Below are 22,923 nucleotides of genomic sequence, written 5' to 3'. Positions count from 1 at the left end.
TCATTTTGGTTCGGTAGTATTTGGAACTTTGGAGTCCTTGCTTCCAGGACATTTTTTAGATACGGATTAACCTTTATATCTTTTTATTTTCTTCGGTGGTTAAAAGTTAGAGGAACTACAGTCCATTTAAAATTGAAAGAGCCCACAACCTGGATGCTTATTTTTCTACATCCGGCTTATGTTTTCCCAGCCTATTTTTTTAAGGCACGTTCTTCACTTTCCCCTTAAAATACCTCCATGCCAAAAATCTACTTAAGCTATCGCGAGGGTGAAGCACCGGAGTTGGTCGACCAGGTCGTCCGTCATCTCAGTATCTGTTTTGGGGAGTCGGAGATCCTCGGGTCTGGCTCAGAGGACGCGACCATTCCATTGCAGGACGTTCTAAAAGAGATCCTCAATCAGTGTGCAGCGATGGTGGTTCTGATGGGTCCAAATTGGAGCAAGGGAGCCGAACCCGGTTCGGCCGGTTTGCGTGACCCCAAGGACCCGGTAAGGCTGGAAATTGAGGTGGGTCTGGGGCTGGGTTTACTGATTGTACCGGTTCCCTTCGACAATGCGCCGCAACCGGGGATGCAATCACTGCCACAGTCTCTTGTCGATTTTCTCCGTCAGCCTCCGGTTCGTCTCGACCCTGCCAATACCCAGAGCGGATTGGCCGAGCTGACGAAACGCCTTGAGACGGGCCTGGCCCTGCAACACGTCATCCGTAATTCCACTCTAAAACGCGGCTCCATTCACCACCGGGAATTGCCGGAAGAGGACCTGCTCGGCTTCACCGATGAAAACAGGCCAGAAGATATTTTCGGTATTGAGCATTCCACCCTGACGGATATCCGCCGGGCCATTGACTATCAGGAAACAGCCCTCAACCTGGCGCGTGAATCAAAGGATCAGGAAGCCGAGAGCCGCGCTCTCGGAAAACTCGGGCTGGCGTTTGGCAAGATTGGCGAATCGTCGCGTGCCATCGATTGTTTTGAAAAACAACTCCGCATCTTGAAAGAACTGGGCAAGCGCGAGGAACTGGGCGACCTGCTGGCCAATCTGGGAGACGCGTCTGCGGTACAGCTCGATTTTTCCCGTGCGGTGTCCTATTACAACGAACAACTGGGCCTGTCTCTGGAACTTGGGGACCGGGATATGGAAGCGGCGGCCCAGGTGGGGCTTGGGCATTGCTACATCAAAATGGAAGATTTCGAGCGTGGTGTGAAGTTTTATGAGCGGGCTTACGCCCGGATCCGCGAAACCGGCGATTCGGGGGAGCAGGCGCGGCTATTAGTTGGTCTAGGGTTGAATTACCGTAAGCTGGGGCGTGCTGCCGAAGCCCTGGACCCGCTCAAGCAGGCTCTGGAGCTGGCGCGTCGGTTGGGCGACCGCCGTGAAGAGGTGTTTATTCTGGAGGATATCGCTGATACCTACCGGGATTTGGGGGAACCTGACCTTTTTCTGGGTTTTCGCGAAAATCAGCTGGAAGTGGCGCGCGACCTCGACGATGCCCCTCTTGAGGCGCAGATCCTGATGGACATCGCCCGGGATTACCACGGTCGAGGGGAGATTAAAGCTGCTTTGGCAAGAGCTGAACAGGCCTCAACCCGGGTGTATCTGATTGATTCTGCAATGCACCGAAGAATTTGTGAGCAGATAGATAGTTGGAAAGAACCCACTTGAAAAGCCAGATCACCTGAGTTTTAGAAAATTTGCTTTAGATTGGAAAATCCCCCCAGGAAGACCCTCCTCCTCACAGAATCCTCTGCGGTTTTTACCCGATCCATTTGCCAAGATTCTTTTGGATTTGCCTAATATATGGTACCCTTTGACGCTATTTTGCCTGGGTGTTGAAAGCCTTATAAATATTGATTTGTGGGGTTCTCTGCACTCATTTGTGACTATCAATTCGAGGGGAGTACAGGGCGTAATGAAAATTGGCATTCCCAAAGAAGTGCATGAGGGTGAGAAAAGGGTGGCAACCACCCCGGATGTCACCCGTCAACTGATTAAACTAGGATTTGAAGTGGCAGTGGAGTCCGGTGCGGGGGCGGCTGCCAATTTTTCGGACGATGAGTATAAGGAAGCCGGCGCAACCGTGATTGGCGGGGCGCAGCAGGTTTGGGATGATTGCGACATTATCCTGAAGGTTCGGCCTCCAGAACTGAACCCGGATTTGAGCCGCAACGAAATTGATTTACTACACGAAGGTCAGATATTGATTACCTTTCTCTGGCCGGCACAGAACGAAGAAATGCTTAAGCAGCTTGCCGCCAAGAAGGTGACGGCGCTTGCCATGGACAGCATCCCCCGGATTTCCAGGGCGCAGAAAATGGATGCTCTGAGTTCGATGGCTAACGTTGCAGGTTACCGCGCCGTGGTTGAAGCCGCTCAGCACTTTGGCCGTTTTTTCACCGGGCAGATCACTGCTGCGGGTAAGGTACCTCCGGCAAAGGTCATGATCATTGGAGCCGGTGTTGCGGGACTCGCCGCCATTGGTGCTGCCACGAGCATGGGCGCTATCGTCCGTGCTTTTGACACGCGTCCCGAAGTTAAGGAACAGGTCGAGAGTATGAGTGCGGAATTCCTTGAGGTTGATTTTGAAGAAGAAGGTTCCGGGACCGGTGGTTATGCGAAGGTCATGAGTAAGGAATTTATCGAAGCTGAAATGAAACTGTTCCATGAGCAGGCCAAGGAAATCGACATCATCATCACCACCGCGCTGATTCCCGGTAAACCAGCTCCGGAATTGATCAAGGATTACATGATCAGAGACATGAAGGACGGCAGCGTTCTTGTCGATTTGGCAGCGGAACGGGGTGGTAACTGCAAGCTGACCAAGGAGGGTGAGGTGACCAAGGTCGATGGCGTTACGTTGATCGGCTACACTGACCTGCCGAGCCGTATGGCGGCGCAGTCCAGTCAGTTATACGGTACCAACCTGCGTCATTTGTTGACGGATATGTGTCCGGAAAAAGACGGCAACGCGATCATCGATTTTAATGATGAAGTGGTGCGCGGGGCAACGGTAGTCAAGGAAGGTGAAATCACCTGGCCGCCACCTGCACCGAAACTTTCGGCAGCTCCTGCAAAACCCGCCGAAAAAGCACCAGAACCTGTAGTGGCAGAGAAGGAAGAAGAGGCACCCTCGGCAACGGGTCCCGCCATTGCTTTCGGGATAGGCGGACTGAGTCTTCTCGGGCTCGGGGCGGTTGCACCGGCAGCATTCATGGCGCATTTTACCGTGTTTGTACTGGCCTGTTTTGTGGGTTACATGGTCATCTGGAATGTCAGCCCTGCGCTGCACACGCCGTTGATGAGCGTTACCAACGCGATCAGCAGTATCATCGTGATTGGCGCAATTCTGCAAATCAGTGCGACCGAGCCCCTGCTCATGGGATTAGCTGGGCTGGCTATCCTGATCACATCAATCAACATAACAGGTGGCTTCGCGGTAACGCGGCGCATGCTTGAAATGTTCCGCAAATAGGAGGCGAAAATGGGTCAAGGAGTCGTTACCGCCTCTTATATCGGGGCAACCGTTTTATTCATTCTGGCGCTGGGTGGCCTGAGCAATCAGGAAACCGCACGTCGTGGAAATATGTACGGCATCATCGGCATGTCCCTCGCACTGATCGCGACCATGTCCGGTGTTTCCGGTAACTGGCCGGTACTGATCGTCACTCTGCTGGTTGGAGCAGGCATTGGCCTGATGCTTGCCAAAAAGGTTCAGATGACCGAGATGCCGGAACTGGTTGCTATCCTGCACAGTCTTGTGGGAATGGCGGCGGTTCTGGTTGGCTACGCAAACTTTATGGGCGAGCACGGTTCTCTCTCCGGAGCGGAACTGACCATACACAATATCGAAACCTATCTCGGGATCCTGATCGGTGCGGTTACCTTTTCAGGATCGGTCATCGCGTTCGGGAAACTGAGCGGCAAGATCGGTGGTAATCCTGTTCTTCTGCCCGCGCGGCACTGGCTCAACCTGACCCTGCTGATCATCTCCATCGTTCTCTGTAAAATGTTTGTCGAGCAGGCAGCGGCAGGTCATGGTGGCGGTATGATGCCGCTTCTCATTATGACCGGTATCGCACTTCTGTTCGGGATACACATGGTCATGGCGATCGGTGGTGCCGATATGCCGGTGGTTGTTTCCATGCTCAATAGTTATTCCGGTTGGGCTGCATCAGCAACGGGTTTCATGCTGAACAATGACCTGCTTATCGTGACTGGCGCACTGGTTGGTAGTAGTGGTGCGATCCTGAGTTACATCATGTGTCGCGCCATGAACCGTAAGTTCCTGAACGTTATCGCCGGTGGTTTCGGTACAACTTCAGGAAGCTCCTCCTCAGCCGCAGTTGAAGATCAGGGTGAGGTTGTTGCACTTGAAGCCTCTGAAGTTTCGCAGCTGCTGTTGGAGTCCAAGGAAGTCATGATCATTCCAGGGTACGGCATGGCGGTTGCGCAGGCACAGCACACGGTCAACGAGATCACCAAAGTGCTCAAAAAGAAAAAAATAAACGTGCGCTTTGGAATTCATCCGGTGGCCGGGCGTATGCCGGGTCACATGAACGTATTGCTGGCAGAAGCCAAGGTGCCTTATGACATCGTATATGAAATGGACGAGATCAATGATGATTTTCCTGACATCGACGTGTCGGTCATCATCGGTGCAAATGATATCGTCAATCCTTCAGCCCAGACGGATCCGGACAGTCCGATTGCCGGCATGCCGGTCATGGAATGTTGGAAAGGAAAAACGACGGTGGTGCTGAAGCGGGGTATGGCAACAGGTTATGCCGGGGTTCAGAACCCTCTCTTTTTCAAAGAGAACACCCGCATGCTATTTGGCGATGCCAAGAAAAGTCTTGATGAAGTCCTGAAAGGGCTGAGCTAGGCGGCAGTATTTTTCAAAATGAAATCCAGAAAATCCCCTTCCAGTTTGGGAGGGGATTTTTTTTTACACTTGAAGGAGGGTTGAGTTTAATAAGGCAGGCCGAATGAAAAAACAATATTGCCCCGGTAGGATGGTACAACCAGACGTCTGCCATCCTTGTCCAGAGCGAAGTTGGCCGGAGTCACCAGATTTTCCCGGACCACCTCAAGTTTTTCATAATTTCTCAGCCGGTAAATTTTCCCGGTCACCAGGGCAGCGAACAGTAAATGACCCTCACGGTCAAAATGCAGGCTCTTGATTCGCTTGAACCGTTTTTGCATCAACGAAAATATTTTTCCATCTTCACCGATGAATAAAAGTTGTCCTGATCCCCAGCAACCCGCCAGCAACCGGTGATGGGCCGCATCGTATAAGAGTGAGGTGGGTTGGCCGAGCGCCTGGTCGCGCACATGGACGGCGGCCCGGTGCTGATGAACAGTGTCGATCTTAAATATGGTACTGGTGGCAGGATCGGAGACGAACAAAACACCATCCGGTCCCACTGCCAGGCCGGTCAGGTTTTTTGCCCCAAGAAGTTTAAGGTCGATGGTTCCCTTCAGGGTGGCTTTGTTTTTATCGAAACGATGCACCTGTTGAAGGTCAGTAACGTAAAGGTCTTGTCCGATGAGAGCCATGCCCTTTGGGGCATTGAGGTTGACTCCCCCACGTCCGGAACGGATGAAGTGCATGTTGACAGGTTTTCCGGAAGGATCGAGTAAGGAGATAAACCCGTTCCCATCACTTAATGCCGGCGAACCGTTGACGTTTGAAACATACAAACGACTGGTTTCAGGATCGACCAAAACGCTGTCCGGCGATTTGAATCCGGTCATAGTGAATCCACTTAGCAACAGGGCGAATATCAAAAGAACCGGAACACTGGCCTGGAATTTAAAATTCATAAATACCTTATAGAACGGGTTAAGGTTATTATGTGTGTTCCGCGGACCTTATGGTCAGCCAACGGGAAACATGATGCGATGTGCTCAGTTATTTTGAGTAGGCAAAAATGTTTCAGGATGTTGGACGTGCACCGAGCACCCGCCAAGTGGTACTCATAATATGTGACGAATGGATAAAGACCGCAAGCAAAACATTTTACTGGGGACCCTGCTTTTGGGGATCAATGGCATTCTCATAGGCGTGGTGGTGCATAGCGTGATGTTGTCTGTCATTGCGGGAGCGCTTGGTGCAGGGATGGGGGCCCTGATTGGCTGGCTGGGCGGATTACGTTATATCCTGATTGTATGCGGTGGTGTGGCGTTGGGGGCCTTTATCGGGTGGAAAACAGGCGACCACGACATTTTTATTATTTCAGCCGGAACCGGTGGTGCCATGGCAGGCATGATTGCCAACCAGGTCGAAAGTTTTATGCGGAAATAAAGAATGGGGGGGGGGTAGTTACGCCAGCTCTTTAATGCGGGCGGATTTGAAACAGCGCTCTACCGTTTCGGCGACCTGATCTACCGTATGGACAACCGCAAGGCCTGCATTTTCTTCGAATATCACACGTGCCGCACCGGTCTGGTGACTGACTGCGGTATCCCGAAACGTGAGATACCCGGCGACGATCCCGATGAACGCGGCCTTGCCGACTGAGGCGGTGCCTTCGATACTGGTGATTTCGGGTTTGTATAACACCGGACCCCCGCTGTTGCCGGGAAAAATAAACGCGTCGATTAAAAAGTCCTTGCGATGACCGCCGAGCGTATCGCGGAGACGCGCGATACATCCCATTCTTGCGATGACGTACAGCCGGTCCACATCAACAATGCCCATCGGGAATCCCAGTGTGTAAATAAAATCACCCTCCGATACGCCGCGTTCTTTCATCTCCGGCAGGGCCATGGCCTGATCGTTCAAATTAAAAAATTCGTAGCGGATTTCCTCGCGGGCCAGAAAGTCCGCATCCATTCCAAGCGCCGCCAAGTCGACTTCATCATCCGGATGGCTTTTCCACAAGGTGTTGCCGTTGGTATCCAACAGGGGAATGTCGAAGTCTTTTGACTCGGAAGCATCGCGCGGGTTGAAACGGATCACCATGGTGGTGAGTTTTTTCAGTACGTGGCGGTTGGTCACCAGGAATACATGGCAGCGGTTCTGTCCGTTCCCGTTAACCGAAAATGGACGGCCCACCAGGGTTCCTGTGCCCACCCACTCGATATACCCGTCCTGCTCGCGTACCCCGAGGCCGACGACGCAATCGAAACTGAATGGAGGGATCAGTGCCATGAGGATTTGGTAGAATGAGTCATGGCTACCTTAACGGCAAATTGGCACAGACACCTGAGGCCTGGTTGGGGTCTTTTGGTGACAATTTTCCTGATAATTGTTACGGGGCTGGCAGGAGCCGTTGCTACGCCACAAAAAGATGCCCCGGATAGCATGATCCTTATTCCGGCTGGAGAGTTCAGGATGGGATCCGATGCCTCGTCCGATGAAACTCCACATGTTGTCGAAGTCTCTTCTTTTTATATTGATAAAACAGAAGTCACGCAGAAGGCTTACCGTGAAGTTTCCAAACGCAATCCTTCGGATTTTAAAGGAGACGACCTGCCGGTGGAGCAGGTGACCTGGTACGAGGCCCGCGATTATTGCAGGAAGGTCGGCAAGCGTCTGCCGACGGAAGCGGAATGGGAAAAGGCCACACGAGCGGGATCGACCTCCACCTATTTCTGGGGGGAGGAGATTGACGGTGCCTTCGCATGGTACTGGGACAATTCCGGGCGCAAAACGCATCCGGTCGGGCAGGTCAAACCCAACGCTGCAGGACTGGTCGATATATCAGGAAACGTCTGGGAATGGGTGGCGGATCATTACGCAGATAACTATTATGCGACCAGTCCCCCGAAAGACCCGAAAGGACCGTTCAGCGGCAAGTACCGAGTGATCCGTGGCGGTTCCTGGCGCGACTTTGCCGAATTCCTCCGCGCCTCCCGGAGAAATTATGAACTTCCCTCAGGCCGCTTCAACCATATCGGCTTCCGGTGTGCTTCATCCTCATAAATGTTTATACAGTGTTAAAAATTACTATTTTTCAATATCAGTATTGAAGTATTTATAAGCTGATTTTTTTTGTCCCTCCCCTTTTAAGGGGAGGGTGGGGGAGGGGTTATTAATACTACTTCCCCTGTATCCCTCCTTTTTTTAAGGAGGGGAAAGCCTTTATGATTCAATCACATGTTTGACTTGGATTATGCAACCTTCTCTCTTTTAGGGTGAGGTAATCAATGAAATCTCCATTTAATCCTTCCAGAACAAAAAAGATGAGAAGGGCTCTACGGAATAACATGCCTCCCGCAGAGCAAGCCCTATGGAAAGTGTTGCGAGGAAAGAAATTAAAAGGCTATAAGTTTCGAAGACAATTTGGGGTTGGAGAATATAGCGTCGATTTTTTCTGTCCACGCGTCCGACTGGCTATTGAGGTCGACGGACCATCCCATTTTTTGGAAAGCTCAAAGGATACTGACGATGTCAGACAGTTATATATAGAATCCACAGGGGTCAAAATTCTTAGGTTCACAAACCTGGATATTCGGGACAATTTGGACGGTGTGGTGCAGAAAATTTTGGAACATTTAGAATAAGGCAACCTCCCCCGTACCCCCTCCTTGGAAAGGAGGGGGAAATATATTTCAACGTTCATAGCTAGGTGAATTTGTGGCCGGAGATTATTTTCAGTTTTGACCCACATTTTAAGGGGAGAATTTGAATAAGACCTTTTTCCAGGTATGGAATAGTTTTCTGACCGCAGCGAGTGTTTGTATTTTCCCTCCCCTTTTAAGGGGAGGGTATGGGAGGGGTTATCAAAAAAACCTTCCCGCATCCCCTCCTTATTTTATTCAAGAACGCGAAAAGCGATTTTTGAACAGGGGAGGGATTTTTTATGGTCTAACCTGGTGTTTGACCGGAGTTATTCAAACCTCTCCCAGGAAAGGAGGGGAAGATATTTTTAACGGGTAGTTATAGGGTGAACTTCCCCTGAATTAGTGGACAGTTAATTAAGAGGCGAAGGCCCTATTCTCAAACTCGACCGGGCTTTGGTAACCGAGGTATGAGTGACGGCGTTGCCGATTATAAAACACTTCGATGTATTCAAAAATATCCGCCTGGGCTTCCTGACGGGTTTTGTATCTCCGGTTATGAGTGAGTTCCACTTTGAGAGTACGGAAAAAGCTCTCAGCTACGGCATTATCCCAGCAGTCTCCTTTACGGCTCATACTGCACTCGATTCCATGAGCCTTCAGCAGACTTTGAAAGTCGTTGCAGGCGTACTGGACTCCTCGATCAGAATGATGAACCAACCCGGGTTTCAAGGTGCCGTTGTTGATCGCCATATTCAAAGCCCTCATTACCAACCAACGGGTTATCGAACGATCCATAGCCCAGCCGATCACTTTGCGGTGGAATAAATCCAACGTCACCGCCAGATACAACCAGCCTTCCCGAGTCGGGATATATGTGATATCAGATACCCAGCATTGACCGGGGCCGGAAACATTAAACTTCCGCTTGAGTTTGTTCTGAGCTACCGGGTGATTATGTCTGGAGTCCGTCGTCACCCTGTACTTTCTTTTGTGTTTAGAAACCATCTGATTCAGACGCATCAGACGAGCCACACGGTGTTTGCCTATGACGTGTCCCTTGTCTTTTAAATCCGCATGAACACGGGGACTTCCATAAGTCTGGCGGCTCTTTTTATAAACCTTCTTGATCTCATCTACCCACCGGCGATTCTCACGGCTCCTCAGGCTCTCGGGGCGATTCAGCCAGGCATAGAACCCACTTCTGCCCACTCCCAGCACCCGGCACATCTGGTTCACTGGAAATGCTTCTCGATGGTCCCGTATAAACCCGTACCTCATTGGGAATCCTTCGAAAAGATGACTGCCGCTTTTTTTAATATGTCTCGCTCCATTCGAAGCTGCGCGTTCTCTTTTCTCAACTGCTTCAATTCCTCTTCAGGAGTCAGCTTCTCCTGAACGGTAATGGCTTGCTCCTGCTCATATTCCTGCTTCCAACGACCAAGAAGGGAAGCACGAATACCAAGATCGCGAGATACCTGCGCTATGCTACTATTCCCCTCAAGAACCAAACCAACCGCTTCCAACTTGAATTCCTTACTGAAACTACGACGCTTCCTCACCATTGACACACCTCCAATATGCTTTATACATATTACTCGATGTGTCCACTTTTTCAGGGGAAGTTCAGGGTTGGAGAGTATTATTTTTACCCCTCCACTTTCAAGAAGAGGATGAGGGAGGGGTGATCAGGGGAATTGATTAAGTATAGAGGTCACTCACAAAATCGCCGTAGCCGTTGTGCATGAGGGTGTAGCGCTCTTCTCCGGTGCCGAGCATCTTTTCCTTGTTCTGCGGCCAGCGCGGGTGGGGGACGTTGGGGTTCACGTTGGCGATGTACCCATACTCCGAAGGCATCACCGAGTTCCAGAAGGTCGGTGGACCGTAGTCAGTGATGCGAATACGCTGAACCGCCTTGATGCTTTTGAATCCGTATTTCCACGGCACCACCAGGCGCAAAGGTGCACCGTGCTGCTTGGGCAGGGGATGCCCGTAAATACCGGTGGCCATTATGGTGAGTTCATTCATCGCCTCCTGAACAGAGAGCACTTCTGAATAAGGCCAGGGCTGCCAGAAGGCCAGCTGACCCTGAGCGGTGAACGGCATGTAAAAGGAACTGAACTCGACGTACTTTGCCGAAGATTGAAGTTCCACCTTGTCCAGCAACGCTTTCAGTGGAAATCCGGTCCACGGCACGACCATCGCCCAGGCCTCGACACAACGCAGCCGGTAAAACCGTTCCTCCAGAGGCATGAGCTTGAGCAGGTCTTCCATGCCGAAGGTCTGTGGTTTGTTGACCAGTCCTTCCACCTCCAGGGTCCAGTTCTGCGTCGGCAGGGCACGGGCGTGGTGGTTCACATCCTCTTTGGTTTCACTGAACTCGTAATAGTTGTTGTAGTTGCCGGCAACTCTAGGTGCCGTCACCTTGCGGTCGATTTTGTATTGGAGGTTGCGCTTGGCCGGGTACAGGGTTTTTTCCAGCGGTGTCCAGGTGACTTCGGGACGGTGCTCCAAAACTTCCGGATCCCCGGGAGCACACGCGGAAAGCGCCACCGTGGCGGCACCGAGAAATCCGGCGGCTTTCAGGAAGTCGCGCCGATTGAGAAACACCGACTCCGGTGTGACGTCGGATTCCGGTAACTCCCAGCCTTCTGGAATTTGAATATGACTCATATCTCTATTGACCCGTAAAAATTAAAAAGCAATTATTCACTCCTGCACCCAGTCGTCGATGCCTTTTAAATAAGAACCCAACCCTGAGGTGATGGGCAACGCGATCACCTCGGGCACGTCGTAACTGTGATGTTCGACCACCCAGCTTTTGAGCGCGTCGAATATTTCCCGCCGGGTTTTAACGATCAGTAGAAACTCCGGGTCGTTATGGATCTTGCCTTCCCAGTGATAAACCGATTCGATACCCGGTACGATGTTAACGCAAAATGCGTGTTTGTTTTCAACAAGACCCCGCGCCAGCGTCCCGGCTTCTTCTTTTGAACCCGCCGTTATTAAGACGACAATATGTTCTGTCTCACTCATTTACCCAGAACCACTTTTAGAATCACAAACCCGAACACCAGCCCGACGAAGAACACGATCGCCAGCAGGTTGAAGTAGCGGTCAATGAATTCCTTTATTTTAGGACCGAACTTGTAGATCAACCCGGCCAGTATGAAGAACCTTAACGAACGACTGGCCAGCGATGCCAGGGTGAACACGATGAAGTTGACCTGGAACATTCCCGCCGCCAGGGTGAACACCTTGTAGGGCAGGGGGGTGAATCCGGCTGCCGCCACTGCCCAGGCCTGATATTCTCCGTACCACTGTCCTATCTTATCAAATTGCGCCTCATATCCGTAGAACTCAACGATGCGGGTGCCCACGAGGTCCATGAACTGGTAGCCAAGAAAGTAGCCGAACATGCCGCCGAGTACGGAAGCGACCGAGCAGACTGCGGCGAAATAAAGGCCGCGTGTCGGAATGGCCACACACATGGCAATCAGTAATACGTCCGGTGGGATGGGAAAAAACGACGATTCCGCAAACGACAGGAGGAACAGAGCCGGTACCGCATGTTTTGTGGTGGACCAGTGCAGGACCCAGTCGTAGGTTTTTCTCAGCATGTATTCAGCATGGAAAATGTGGTTAGGTAACGAGTGGACGTGATAAAGCCTGTTATCTATAACATATTCAGGGGTCGAAACGCTATTGTCTCAATCAATTCAAGGGCCTGGTCTATATCAATCTTCAAGAGTTTGTCGGCAAAATATAGTTAAAATTTTGGGAGAGTGCAATCGATTTGGATATTATCAATGTCTGCTTTCGGCCAACAGCGGACATTCTGAGGTGGGATGGTCTTACTGCAATGATTTGCTGAAACTCAATATCGATCACTATATGGAGATTGTGGAGAGCTTTCCGAAGAGACTCAATTTTGCCTAGCATTAACAATTTCTCTGAGTTGTTTCTCTTTTACATTTTCCACAATGTCCCAAATAGATTTCCCATCTTCATTTTTAGCATCCACATCCAAACCTGCGTCAATAAAGAACTTCACGATGGTCAGACCATCCTTTTGATCATCCCGATAGACCCACCTTCTAACTGCCAGATGTAATGCCGTGTCTCCATCATTCTCTTTTGCATTATGGTTGGCTCCATGATTCATGAGGACTTGCAACACCTCTAATTGGCAGCTGTATATTGCCGTCAATAGAGGTGTGGAACCTTCAGGGTTTTTTGCATTGATTTCAGCACCGCTCTTTATTAAATACTCTGCGATTCGTATATTTTCTGATTTGAACTTTCCACACAGCATATGCAGAGGAGTGATAGGAGTTTTGGTTTTATGCTTGCGGGTATTAACCAATGCGCCTTTTGAGATCAAATATTTAAGCATTTCAAAGTTTCCCTCCATCACAGCATAGTGAAGAGGAGAATACATATGAAGTGCAATGGCATTTATATCAGCCCCATTTGAGATGAGCATTTTAGCCTCATCTAAATCCCCTGTTGAAGCCGACAGATGAAGTGGCGTTTCTGGATCACCTCGATCAATTTTTATTTCGATAGTGTGAGGCTTGTCACTTTTTTGAATGGAATAAATTAACTTCTCAGCCAAATTAATTTCATTCTTGTTATATGAAAGGTGGAGATAGTTGGGAAAATAATTATTCAAATCGATCAGACATTCCTTAAATTCCCTGTTCTTTCTACCCTTGCTATCAAAGCATTTGAATTGAAGTCCATTGCTTAAATACTCAATTAGAGTATGATTTTGATTGAGAATGTTCGGGTGGTTTCCCGAATAAATTTGGAGGATTGGCTTATCATCAAAATAGAAGAGGTATGTATCAAAATCCGGTCCTCTATTCCTTCTTACCTTTGTCCCAGCATCAATATTTATTTTAAATCCAAAGCCATGGAACACCTGTTCTTTGGCAAAGGTTTGTTCCACCTGCCCAAAGCCAGAGTTGGGGAACAGGAAGTAGATCGAAACTATCAAAATTATTAGAATGACTTTTTTTGATTTATTCATTGTAAATTTTCAGAATCAAACGTTTCTTTGACGCAATACTTATTGACTGCCCTTTGTTGTCTTTAAGTTCAATCGATTTCTTTTCTAAACTGTGAATGTTCGCCTTTGGTCGGAAACCGACCCATTCGTATTTGATCATACTTAGACCCCATAAGGGAAAATGAAATATTCTTCTTCGGGGTTAATAGGCTGACCGCTCTACAACATATTCAGCGGGACGACATCGACTGAGATTTTGGTTTTACCCACGGTAGCGATCCAGCAACTGCTACTACTCGGTACTCGACGGTCTCAGCATTCCTTTATGTGTATTTTTTTTAAGAGGGGGTTGGTAGGAGAAAAAAATCCCCCACGCGACACACTTTGCCGGGTTTGCAAAGGAGACTTTTGCATAGCCCTGAAAAACCTTCGAAACGAGATACTTCGCTAGCGCTCAGTATGACGTGACGATGTTTTTTGTCATTCTGAGGGCCCTAAGGCCCGAAGAATCTCGCCTTGGACGTTCGCTTTTGACTTACGTAAAGCTCTCCTTTGCAATACGGCAAAGGGTTGAGGTGAAGGATAGAAAGCAAGTTCATTTCGAACAAGGATCCTGAGGTCCAATCGTAAAATGTTGCCGTAGCTCGGCCAAGCCCGCCGCTCACATTGGACCGTGGTCCTGCGGAGTTATTCTAATCCCCTCCACATGTTTACATTGCTGAAATCCCAAGAAACGACGTGCTCAGCGAGCCGGCCAGTAGCGGTCCGGAAATGGCCACGATCTCCCGTATTTGACTGGCTGTTGACATCTCCAGATCGTTTTCTTTCAGCCATTGTCTTACCTCCGCAGGGTCGTCATAAACATCAGCCAGCGCAGCCTTGGCACGTCTATTGAGTATCCGTGCGGAAGGAATGTAATAGGCTGCGATAAGCAATGTAAAAGCCACACCCCAGAAAGTACTCACCGCCAGCGAAAAATTATTTATATCTTCAACCAACTTTGTATCTCCCAGCAATGCCGACGGCCAACGCAACCAGATACTCATGTGCAATATACCCACAAGGAGCATTACCGATCCGGCATTCAACAAGTCCTTCAGATAACGCACCTGGTTTGCGTAGTAATCTGCTCCTTCCTTGCCTTGAGCCACACATGGGACAAGGGTGCTGCAACTGGCAATAACAGCGAAGACTGGAATCACCGTGGCAAATATATTGATTGAGTCAATAACGGCTTGTATTGAGTCTAACTGACCCCCATCAAAACGACCTGACATTGCCAGAGTATTAAACGTAAACATAAATATCATGCTTACCGGCTTATTATTACTCAGACCATAAACTAAATAACCAAGCCAAACGAACGCTAATAAAACACCGGTGCCAACAAACACATATAACGGTAATTTCGTTAAAAAATGTCGTATTATATTTATTGAAATCACTAATAAGAAAATACTGGTAAATAGATATAATAACGAAATGGTTCCCCATTTGATCCGTGCATTACTTTCTTTTATCAGGTAACCCAGATCGATTGATTTGTTAACGGCAAGAAATTCTGAAATTCGGACACCAATATTCTTCAGGTCAAACGCTACGATTTCAAAAATCACAAAGGCCATCACGAGGACAAGTATCGAAGGCACTGCATAGCGAAGACAGGCAATTTGTTGAAATGATGAAGCCGGTGAGGACTGGGAATTTGGTGTCGGCATAGAGCCTCAAGAAATTATTTGTAAATTTAAAAAAGGTAAGGATCAGATAACATTTCCTGAATAAAATACAGCAGGTTTTCGTCTTTGGCGCTTGTTGCCAACGCGGAGTTCCCTGTTATCAATTTTCTCTGGGGATCAGTTGTTTTCTGAACCCATTGACTGCCTCCGGAAGTTTACCACTTATTAAGTTAGAAAATCTTTTTTGGGTTTTATCTTCTAAGGAGGAGGGTTGATTGCATAGAAAATCCCCCACGCGACACCCCTGCCGGGTTTGCGATACGGCAATGGGTGAAGGTAGGGGATGCGAAGCTAATTGGTTTCGAACAAGGATCCTGCCGCCCAATCGTAGAAGGTTGCCGTGCTTCTATTGAGTCCGCCGCTCACGCTGGACACTGGCCCGGCCGCAGTGTTACTTTCTCCACCGCTGACGGTTGAACTCCCACCGGACGCTTCATTTTCAAGTCCACCCAAAACACTGGAGGAGCCTCCGGAGGCTATATTGTCTGCTCCGCCGCTTACACTGGAGTTCACCCCGGTGGCTGAATTGCCAAAGCCGCCTAAGACGCTACTGTCATTTCCGATTGCATCATTTAAATATCCACCACTGACACTGGATTCTGTACCGGATGCTTCGTTGTTCAATCCTCCACTCACGCTGGAATGGTCTGCAGAGGCTATGTTGTTTTTTCCACCACTGACACTGGATTCTGGACCTGATGCGGTGTTGCTTTCTCCACCACTGGCACTTGAAGATTCACCAGAGGCCGTATTGTCTCTTCCACCGCCGACACTGGAATAATCACCAGATGCAGTATTGTCTCTACCACCACTGACACTGGAATAGAGGGCTGTGGCATCATTTCCAGATCCTCCGCTTACGTGGGACAGACCTCCGTCGGCGGCGTTGTTTTCTCCTCCACTGATGGTGGCATGGATACCGGAAGCTGTATTGTTCCGGCCTCCGCTGATACTGGAGTAGGAATTGGATGCGGTGTTGTTTTGCCCGCCCAATAATGTTGCGCCAAAAGCCGTGGCCTGATTGCGGTTGCCGCTGATTAACGAAGCGAAGCGTTCAGACGCAATGTTATCAATTCCCGAAACGATACCCCCATAGCTTGAATAATTCAGACCCTTGCCGACGATCAGGTTATGCGATCCGGTTTTGTCGCTGGCGGGAAGCCCTCCGCCGAGATAAGGGAAGATGTCTTCGTTGTAACCCACAATAATATTGCCGCGCCCGTTCACAGTGCCATCGGTAGAGCCTGAACCGGAGACGACCTGCAGGTTCATGTCGGTTAACAGCAAAGTATCCCCTGTTCGTGAAACACCCGCTAACAGGGTCTGCAGGTCTCCCATGTCAGATTGCAGGGTTGCCACTTCCGCCTGCTGGGTGGCGAGGGCGTTGAGAATTGCCAGTATGTCCGGTTGTAGTGCAGAGAACAGGCTGAACAATTGCGTTGAAAGCAATTCCACATTGGCCATAGAAGTTTCAAGAGCCGTCAAACGTTCCTCTACAGTTTGCGCCTGTGCGGGCATAGAAAGGATCAGTAAAATTAATAATGCAGAAAATCCCTGGAATACTTTTTTCATCTTTATTCCCCTCCCAAAAATTATTTTGGTCTGAACGTGTATTGATTTGATTTCAAGGTCTGTCACGAAAAGTAAATTAGTCAGTAGGTTCTGTCAATGTGGATGGAAATAAAGAATCAGTTTAGGAATGAGAATAAAATTTTAACAAGCCGAAATTCAATTTAATTGAAGGTGGGGGATAGGTTGAGGTCAGGAAAAATTCACACTCTGCATGACAATCCTTTGGTTAAATGTATCGCCCAGAGCCTGTCGAAGGGGGCCTTCTGGCTTGCTCCTTATAAAAAAGCATTGATGCAAAGATCTCTTGAAAAGTTGTTTCTACAACATATTCAGGGGGTCGACATCGATGGTGAATTTTATTTTTCCTGAAGCCAGCTTTTGAAAGGCCTTGTCGGCGCGCAGGGCTTTTAGTATGTCCTGCAGAGGTTGGTGCGTGTCGGTGCGCAGAATGAGGTGCCAGCGGTAGCGGTCCTGCAGTCGATACAACGCGGCCCTTGCCGGTCCCAGCATTTCCACCTGTATGTGTTCTTCCAGATGCGGGTGGAGGACCTCAGCTAATTGCTGCACGGCAACTTCAGTATCGCGTTCGATCTCCCCTTCCACCTCGACCACGGCCAACCGAGAGTATGGTGGAAAGTGCAGACGTTCGCGCATCTCCATCTCATGCGCAAAAAATCCTTTGTAATTGTGGCGGGCCACGAACGGGTAGACCGGGTGCTCCAGTTGGTGTGCCTGCACAAAAACTTCTCCGGGAATCTCCCCACGGCCAGCGCGTCCTGCGACCTGTGTCAGCAGTTGAAAGCTGCGTTCGGAGGATCGGAAATCCGGCACATGCAGAGACAGATCCGCATAGACCACACCAACCAGGGTGACGTTGGGAAAGTCGTGGCCTTTAGTGATCATCTGCGTGCCGATGAGGATGTCGATTTCCCCTGCGTTCATTTTGTCGAACATGTCTTCGAAGGTGGAACGTTTGCGGGCAGTGTCGCGATCCAACCTTGCGATACGTGCATCTGGAAACCGCTTGCGCGTTTCGTCTTCCAGTTTTTGTGTGCCGAATCCGGAGAAGCGGATCACCTCGCCCTTGCAGTCCGGGCAGTCCATCGGCTGCGGCAGGTTGAAGCCGCAATAGTGGCATAGTAGTTTACGCGTAGTGCCATGGAAGGTAAGGGACACGCTGCAATTGGGGCAGTCGAACACAAACCCGCAGGCTTTGCAGAGCACATAGTTGGCGGTGCCGCGTCGATTAAGAAACAGAAAGGACTGCTCGCCGCGTTCCAGTCGTTCGCCCAAGGCACGTTGCAGTTGTCGGGACAGGATGGAAAAGTTTTTCCGTTTGTCTCGCTCGATGCGCATGTCCACCAGGTGCACCACTGGCATGAGGGTTTTGCCGATGCGTTTGTCCAGTTTCAGGTGCGTGTACTTGCCTTGCTGGGCGTTGCTTCTGGTTTCAAGGGAAGGGGTCGCCGAGCCCAGTACGACCAAGGCGTTGTCCTGGCGGGCGCGCACGATGGCTGCATCGCGCGCGTGGTACCGGGGCGATGTGTCCTGTTTGTAAGAGCCGTCGTGTTCTTCGTCGATAATGACCACCCCGAGTTGTGTAAAGGGGGCGAACACCGCCGACCGCGCGCCGACCACGATGGACACCTCGCCGTCTCGGATGCGCCGCCATTCTAGAAAACGTTCGATGTTGGTCAGTCCGCTGTGCAGGATGGCGACGCGGTTGCCAAACCGGGAGCGGAATCGGTAGGCGGTTTGTGGTGTGAGCGCGATTTCCGGCACCAGCACGATGGCGGACTTCCCCCGCTCCAGTCCTTTCTCGATGCAGCGCATGTAGATTTCGGTTTTGCCGCTACCGGTGACTCCTTCCAGCAGACTGCAGGCGAACTTTCCTTTGGCCAGGTGCTTGCCCAGCTTCTGATACGCCGCTTCCTGTTCAATAGTGAAAGGAGGAGCGGTAGTGGGCGATTCCGTTCGAGCCCGGCTGGCATCCCATGTGCGTTCCTGTTTATCCTGCCGTGTTTCGACAAGCCCTTTTTGCTTGAGCTGGCTGAGGAGAGGCGAATACCCCGGCCAGACTTTCGACAACTCCGCCAACGTGATGGGTTTTTTCTGGAGGAGTGCGAACAATTCCTTCTGTTTTTTGGCGCGCGACAGCAGGCGATCGATTTCTTCTTGAAGCACATCCTGTTTAACCAGCACGGTTTTTTGCAGTTTGTACTGCGCGGAGCTTTTGGCATTGGGAAGCGTGGCGACGATATCGCCGCGACTGCGCAGGTTGTTTAGAGCGGCAGAGTTAAACTGTGCGCCGAGTTGTTTGCGCAATTGTTTGGCGGTGCGTTTGCCTTTTTTTGAAAGCGCGTCGAGAATGAGAAATTCTTTTTTGGGAGCGTTACCAGACTCCAGCGCTTCAGCGCCTTGTCCCGCCAGGTGAAACACTTCCGGGATTTCCTCTTCGAGTCCTGCAGGCAGTGCGGCGCGGATCACCTCACCCCAGCCCGCCTGGTAATAGTCGGCGATCCAGCGGGTGAGTTCCAGCATGGAAGCCGAGAGCAGCGGCTCGCTGTCCGGCACTTCCAGAATGGGTTTTAGTTTGATGTCGGGGTCCGTTTGATCAGTCAACCCGACGACATAGCCGGTCTGCCTGCCAGTCCCAAAAGAAACGAAGACGCGTACTCCGGGTTGGACCTGTTCCCTTAAGTTTTCGGGAATGGTGTAGGTGAAGGTTTGATCGAGTGGCAGGTTGAACACCACTTCGGCAAACAGGGAGCCAGTGCTGGAGGGTTCGTCAAAAAATGCAGTTTGTTTTGAGCGTGCGGCCATAAGGGGGGAATCGATCCAGTGCGAGTCGGGCGAAAATTTGTTTGATAGCTATTGTAAACCAGACTGCGGGCCATTGAATCGAAAATCGAGTTGAGTTTTAGGGAGGTGTTTATGGGAGCAGTTTTTTGGCTGAACACGGGTTCAAATCCCCCTGGCTTCGCCTTCCCCCTTCGTGGAAGGGGGAATATCATGTTCTCATTTGAAAATTTTTTCCGTTAGCTAACCGCAAGGCCAAAAAAAAGGGAGGCGCATGAAGCCCCCCCCGGTTGGGATAGTTGAATGGATTTTGATGGAAGCTATTGCGTTTCGAATAGACTGCCTGCGCGCCAATCGTTGACTCCGGTTGCGGATCGACTCACTCCGCCACTTACCGTTGACTGAATATTGGTGGCGCTATTCAAACCCCCACCACTGACACTCGAAGTCAATCCGGATGCAGTATTAGTATTTCCACCACTGACACTGGATTGGGGGCCGGAAGCTGTATTGTCCCTTCCGCCGCTGACACTGGATGCTGAGCTTGTGGACGTATTACTTTCTCCGCCACTGATACTGGAGGCGATACCCGAGGCAATGTTGCTTCGCCCGCCACTGACACTCGCAAAAGATTGAGTCATGGCTCTATTGTTATTGCCCCCGCTGACACTGGACGCAAAGCTCGATGCGATGTTGCTATCGCCACCACTGACGCTGGAATGAAAACCAGAGGCGGTGTTTTGGTTGCCGCCGCTGACGCTGGAATGGGTGCTTGTAGCCGAGTTAAACGAACCACCACTGACGCTTGAATTAAATCCGGAGGCGGTGTTTTGATTGCCGCCGCTGAGGCTTGATTGGGATCCCGAAGCGGAATTGTTCAATCCACCGCTGATGCTGGAATTAAGTCCGGAGGCGATGTTGCCACTCCCTCCACTGACACTTGCATTGGCCTGGATTCTTGCCCTGTTGTTGAGCCCGCCACTGACACTGGAAGCCAGACTCGATGCGATGTTGCTATCGCCACCACTGACGCTGGAGGCGATGCCTGACGCTGTGTTGTTTTGTCCGCCACTGACGCTGGCGTAGGTGTTTTGGGCGTTGTTTCTAAGGCCGCCGCTAACTGCAACAAAATCTCCGTTAGCGGTATTTCGGTTGCCTCCAATCAGGGATCCGTAGGGATTAGATGAAATATTATCGAGGCCGGAAACAATAGCTCCGTAACTGGAATAGTTTGATCCTTTACCGACGATCAGGTTGTGTGAGCCCGTTTTGTTGCTTGTCGGCAGGTCGGCTCCTAAATAAGGGAAGATCGCCTCGTTATAGCCGATGATGATGTTGCCTCGTCCATTGACTCCACCGTCCGTTGAGCCGGAACCGGAAACCACCTGCAGGTTCATGTTGGTTAAGAGTAATGTGTTGCCAGTACGGGAAACCCCATTTAAACGGGTTTGCAGTTCACTGATATCTGTATCCTGTGTTCCCTGACTGGCTTGCAGCTCCGTTTGCCCTGTCTGTAAAGCACTTACATCTGATTGTACAGCCGTCATGGAAGCTTGAAGAGTGGCGACTTCCAACTGCTGGGTCGCTAATGCATTGAGGATGGCGGTGATATCCGGTTGCAATGCCGAGAAAAGTTGAAACAACTGTGTGGATAACAACTCAACATTGGCCATGGATGTTTCAAGGGCTGTCAGTCGTTCTTCAACTGTTTGTGCCTGAGCCGGTATGGAAATGGCGAGTGTCATTAAAATAATGGCACCGCCCCGTAGGAACTTTTTCATTGCGGACCCCTCTCAAGATATAGATGCAGGCCTTGGAAAAATAGTATTCCAATCTGCAGACAGTAATCTCCCCCAGAGATACGGAGGATTATCCGGATAAGGGAATTTAAGTCAAGGATGGGTTGAGAGTGTTGGAGAAAGGCTAACGAGTGGGAAGTTTTTGCGAGATTGAATAAAGACGGTTGGGATTATTTTGGGTACAGTTTTTTGGCTGAACACGGGTTCAAATCCCCCTGGCTTCGCCTTCCCCCTTCCCCCTTCCCCCTTTGTAAGGGGGACTTTTGTTTAACTCTAAAATCAAAAGCAAAGGCGAGTTTCTTCACGGAGTTTACCCTGAGCTAAGTCGAAGGGGGGCCTCCAAATTTCTGGCCTCTGTTTTAACCCTTATGCAAGAGTTTCCTTAGTGGAAGGGTGATATCAAAGCCCGCCGGAAATGTTCAAGATGCGCTACTCGCGCTCTTGAATGTCCGCCGTCTGCGGAGGACTAGAAATAGGTTTTGATATTGGCTTCTTTTTTGAGTCGGGTCAGGTAATCCGGGGTGTTTTTCTTGATTTCCATTCCAATGAGGATATCCCGGATTTCTTCTTTCACCTCATCAAGAGATTGTGACACTGCCGGTTTGATGTCGGTGAGTTTTAAAATTTGAAATCCATGCCGGGTACGGAAGATTCCGCTGACTTCACCCAGCTTCAATGCGAACGCCTGATCGGAAAATGCTTTGAGCATTTTCTTTTTTTCGAAGAAACCCAGATCTCCACCACGGGATGCCAGCGTGTCCTGTGAATGCAGTTTTGCAAGTTTGCCAAAATCCTTGCCCTCCCGGATTTCCTCGAGAACATCTTCCAGCATTTCTTTGGCCCTGTTCTCCTGTTCAGGACTGGCCCCTTTTTTAACTTTGATCAACATGATGCTGGCGCGGCGTTGTTCTGGCGAAGAGTAGCGTTTCTGGTTTTTCTCGTAATAGGATTTTATTATTTTGTCGCTGACATTAATTCCCTTGCCGAGTTCTTTTTTGAGGATGGCCTCGATTTTCAGTTCTCCTTCCAGTTCCTTTTTATAATCGGCAACACTAAGGCCCTCGGCTTCCAGTTTTTTCTTGAATTGCGCATCGGAACTGAAACCTTTTTTGATCCGGTTGAATCGCTTTTCGATTGCCTCAGGGGTGACTTTTATCCCTTGTTTTTCAGCATGGGTCAGCAGCAGGTGACGGTTGATCTGGTTGTCGATGAGTTTTTTAGCAGCGATCTTTTCCTGGTCCGGGCTCATCGGCATGCCCTTGGCCTTGTATTTTTTAATACTGGCTTTCAGGGACGTGAGGATCGCATCCTTGGCAATATTTTTACCATTCACCTTGGCCACTACATCCGGCAGGGCAATTTTCGGATTATCTCCATGGTCATGGCCCGCATGAGCCCACAGACTGGAAGGCAGGGTAAGGGTCAGGCAGATTATTCCGACTACGAGGAGGCGCAGGAAACAGGTGTTGACGGCTTTCATTCAATCTCTCCCATTGCA

At 50.1% G+C, this 22,923-nt stretch carries 18 protein-coding genes; 6 read left to right on the top strand and 12 right to left on the bottom strand.

Going from position 1 to position 22,923, the window contains the following annotated elements:
• Positions 1-237 precede the first annotated feature (237 nt).
• The 3 genes from G3M70_04075 to pntB all read left to right on the top strand — a co-directional run bounded on the left by G3M70_04075 (position 238) and on the right by pntB (position 4,882).
• The gene (locus G3M70_04075) at positions 238-1,665 is read left to right on the top strand and encodes a tetratricopeptide repeat protein (GenBank protein QPJ61109.1); all 1,428 of its coding nucleotides are present in this window, start codon (positions 238-240) and stop codon (positions 1,663-1,665) included.
• 247 nt (positions 1,666-1,912) lie between these two features.
• Complete coding sequence (locus tag G3M70_04070) at positions 1,913-3,472, top strand: Re/Si-specific NAD(P)(+) transhydrogenase subunit alpha (protein QPJ61108.1); 1,560 nt, start codon at positions 1,913-1,915, stop codon at positions 3,470-3,472.
• A gap of 9 nt (positions 3,473-3,481) precedes the next feature.
• The gene (gene pntB / locus G3M70_04065; GenBank protein ID QPJ61107.1) at positions 3,482-4,882 is read left to right on the top strand and encodes a Re/Si-specific NAD(P)(+) transhydrogenase subunit beta; all 1,401 of its coding nucleotides are present in this window, start codon (positions 3,482-3,484) and stop codon (positions 4,880-4,882) included.
• A gap of 86 nt (positions 4,883-4,968) precedes the next feature.
• On the opposite strand, the gene G3M70_04060 is transcribed toward pntB, so the two are convergent.
• Positions 4,969-5,823, bottom strand: coding sequence for a hypothetical protein (locus G3M70_04060; GenBank protein ID QPJ61106.1), 855 nt, complete (start codon positions 5,821-5,823; stop codon positions 4,969-4,971).
• Positions 5,824-5,992: 169 nt separating this feature from the next.
• On the opposite strand from G3M70_04060, the gene G3M70_04055 reads away from it, so the two are divergent.
• Entirely contained in the window at positions 5,993-6,304 is a 312-nt protein-coding gene (locus G3M70_04055) for a hypothetical protein (protein QPJ61105.1), read from the top strand.
• An 18-nt stretch (positions 6,305-6,322) separates the two neighbouring features.
• Here G3M70_04055 and G3M70_04050 read toward each other — a convergent pair whose 3' ends face one another.
• Positions 6,323-7,153, bottom strand: coding sequence for a trypsin-like peptidase domain-containing protein (locus G3M70_04050; GenBank protein QPJ61104.1), 831 nt, complete (start codon positions 7,151-7,153; stop codon positions 6,323-6,325).
• 21 nt (positions 7,154-7,174) lie between these two features.
• Here G3M70_04050 and G3M70_04045 point away from each other — a divergent pair, with 21 nt between their 5' ends.
• Positions 7,175-7,927 (top strand): formylglycine-generating enzyme family protein, encoded by a 753-nt coding sequence (locus G3M70_04045; protein ID QPJ61103.1) that lies wholly within the window; start codon positions 7,175-7,177, stop codon positions 7,925-7,927.
• A 224-nt stretch (positions 7,928-8,151) separates the two neighbouring features.
• Positions 8,152-8,508, top strand: coding sequence for an endonuclease domain-containing protein (locus G3M70_04040; protein ID QPJ61102.1), 357 nt, complete (start codon positions 8,152-8,154; stop codon positions 8,506-8,508).
• A 414-nt stretch (positions 8,509-8,922) separates the two neighbouring features.
• On the opposite strand, the gene G3M70_04035 is transcribed toward G3M70_04040, so the two are convergent.
• The 10 genes from G3M70_04035 to G3M70_03990 all read right to left on the bottom strand — a co-directional run bounded on the left by G3M70_04035 (position 8,923) and on the right by G3M70_03990 (position 22,905).
• Positions 8,923-10,070, bottom strand: a protein-coding gene (locus tag G3M70_04035) for an IS3 family transposase (GenBank protein ID QPJ61101.1) whose coding sequence is annotated in 2 segments (ribosomal slippage) — positions 8,923-9,812 and positions 9,812-10,070 — 1,149 coding nt in all. Because the reading frame shifts where the segments join, the coding sequence is not laid out codon by codon here.
• Positions 10,071-10,206: 136 nt separating this feature from the next.
• The gene (gene msrP, locus G3M70_04030) at positions 10,207-11,178 is read right to left on the bottom strand and encodes a protein-methionine-sulfoxide reductase catalytic subunit MsrP (GenBank protein ID QPJ61100.1); all 972 of its coding nucleotides are present in this window, start codon (positions 11,176-11,178) and stop codon (positions 10,207-10,209) included.
• A gap of 36 nt (positions 11,179-11,214) precedes the next feature.
• The gene (locus tag G3M70_04025) at positions 11,215-11,541 is read right to left on the bottom strand and encodes a divalent-cation tolerance protein CutA (protein ID QPJ61099.1); all 327 of its coding nucleotides are present in this window, start codon (positions 11,539-11,541) and stop codon (positions 11,215-11,217) included.
• Positions 11,538-12,125 carry a DedA family protein gene (locus G3M70_04020; protein ID QPJ61098.1) on the bottom strand — a complete coding sequence of 196 codons (588 nt, stop codon included), beginning with the start codon at positions 12,123-12,125 and terminating at the stop codon, positions 11,538-11,540. The genes G3M70_04025 and G3M70_04020 overlap by 4 nt, the downstream gene beginning before the upstream one ends.
• Before the next feature lie 305 nt (positions 12,126-12,430).
• The gene (locus tag G3M70_04015) at positions 12,431-13,540 is read right to left on the bottom strand and encodes a hypothetical protein (GenBank protein ID QPJ61097.1); all 1,110 of its coding nucleotides are present in this window, start codon (positions 13,538-13,540) and stop codon (positions 12,431-12,433) included.
• Between the two features lie 689 nt (positions 13,541-14,229).
• The gene (locus tag G3M70_04010; protein QPJ61096.1) at positions 14,230-15,237 is read right to left on the bottom strand and encodes a hypothetical protein; all 1,008 of its coding nucleotides are present in this window, start codon (positions 15,235-15,237) and stop codon (positions 14,230-14,232) included.
• Between the two features lie 309 nt (positions 15,238-15,546).
• Positions 15,547-16,827, bottom strand: a complete 1,281-nt coding sequence (locus tag G3M70_04005) for a hypothetical protein (GenBank protein QPJ61095.1) — start codon at positions 16,825-16,827, stop codon at positions 15,547-15,549.
• Between the two features lie 318 nt (positions 16,828-17,145).
• A complete protein-coding gene (gene priA / locus G3M70_04000; GenBank protein ID QPJ61094.1) occupies positions 17,146-19,650 on the bottom strand; it encodes a primosomal protein N' in 2,505 nt (834 codons plus the stop codon).
• Positions 19,651-19,946: 296 nt separating this feature from the next.
• The gene (locus G3M70_03995; GenBank protein QPJ61093.1) at positions 19,947-21,407 is read right to left on the bottom strand and encodes a hypothetical protein; all 1,461 of its coding nucleotides are present in this window, start codon (positions 21,405-21,407) and stop codon (positions 19,947-19,949) included.
• Between the two features lie 484 nt (positions 21,408-21,891).
• Entirely contained in the window at positions 21,892-22,905 is a 1,014-nt protein-coding gene (locus G3M70_03990; protein QPJ61092.1) for a hypothetical protein, read from the bottom strand.
• Between the last annotated feature and the right edge of the window lie 18 nt (positions 22,906-22,923).

The sequence above is a fragment of the Candidatus Nitronauta litoralis genome, from assembly GCA_015698285.1.
Lineage (GTDB): Bacteria > Nitrospinota > Nitrospinia > Nitrospinales > Nitrospinaceae > Nitronauta > Nitronauta litoralis.
The sequence above is the reverse complement of the archived record's forward strand: the minus strand, read 5'-3'. Positions and strand labels throughout refer to the sequence as shown.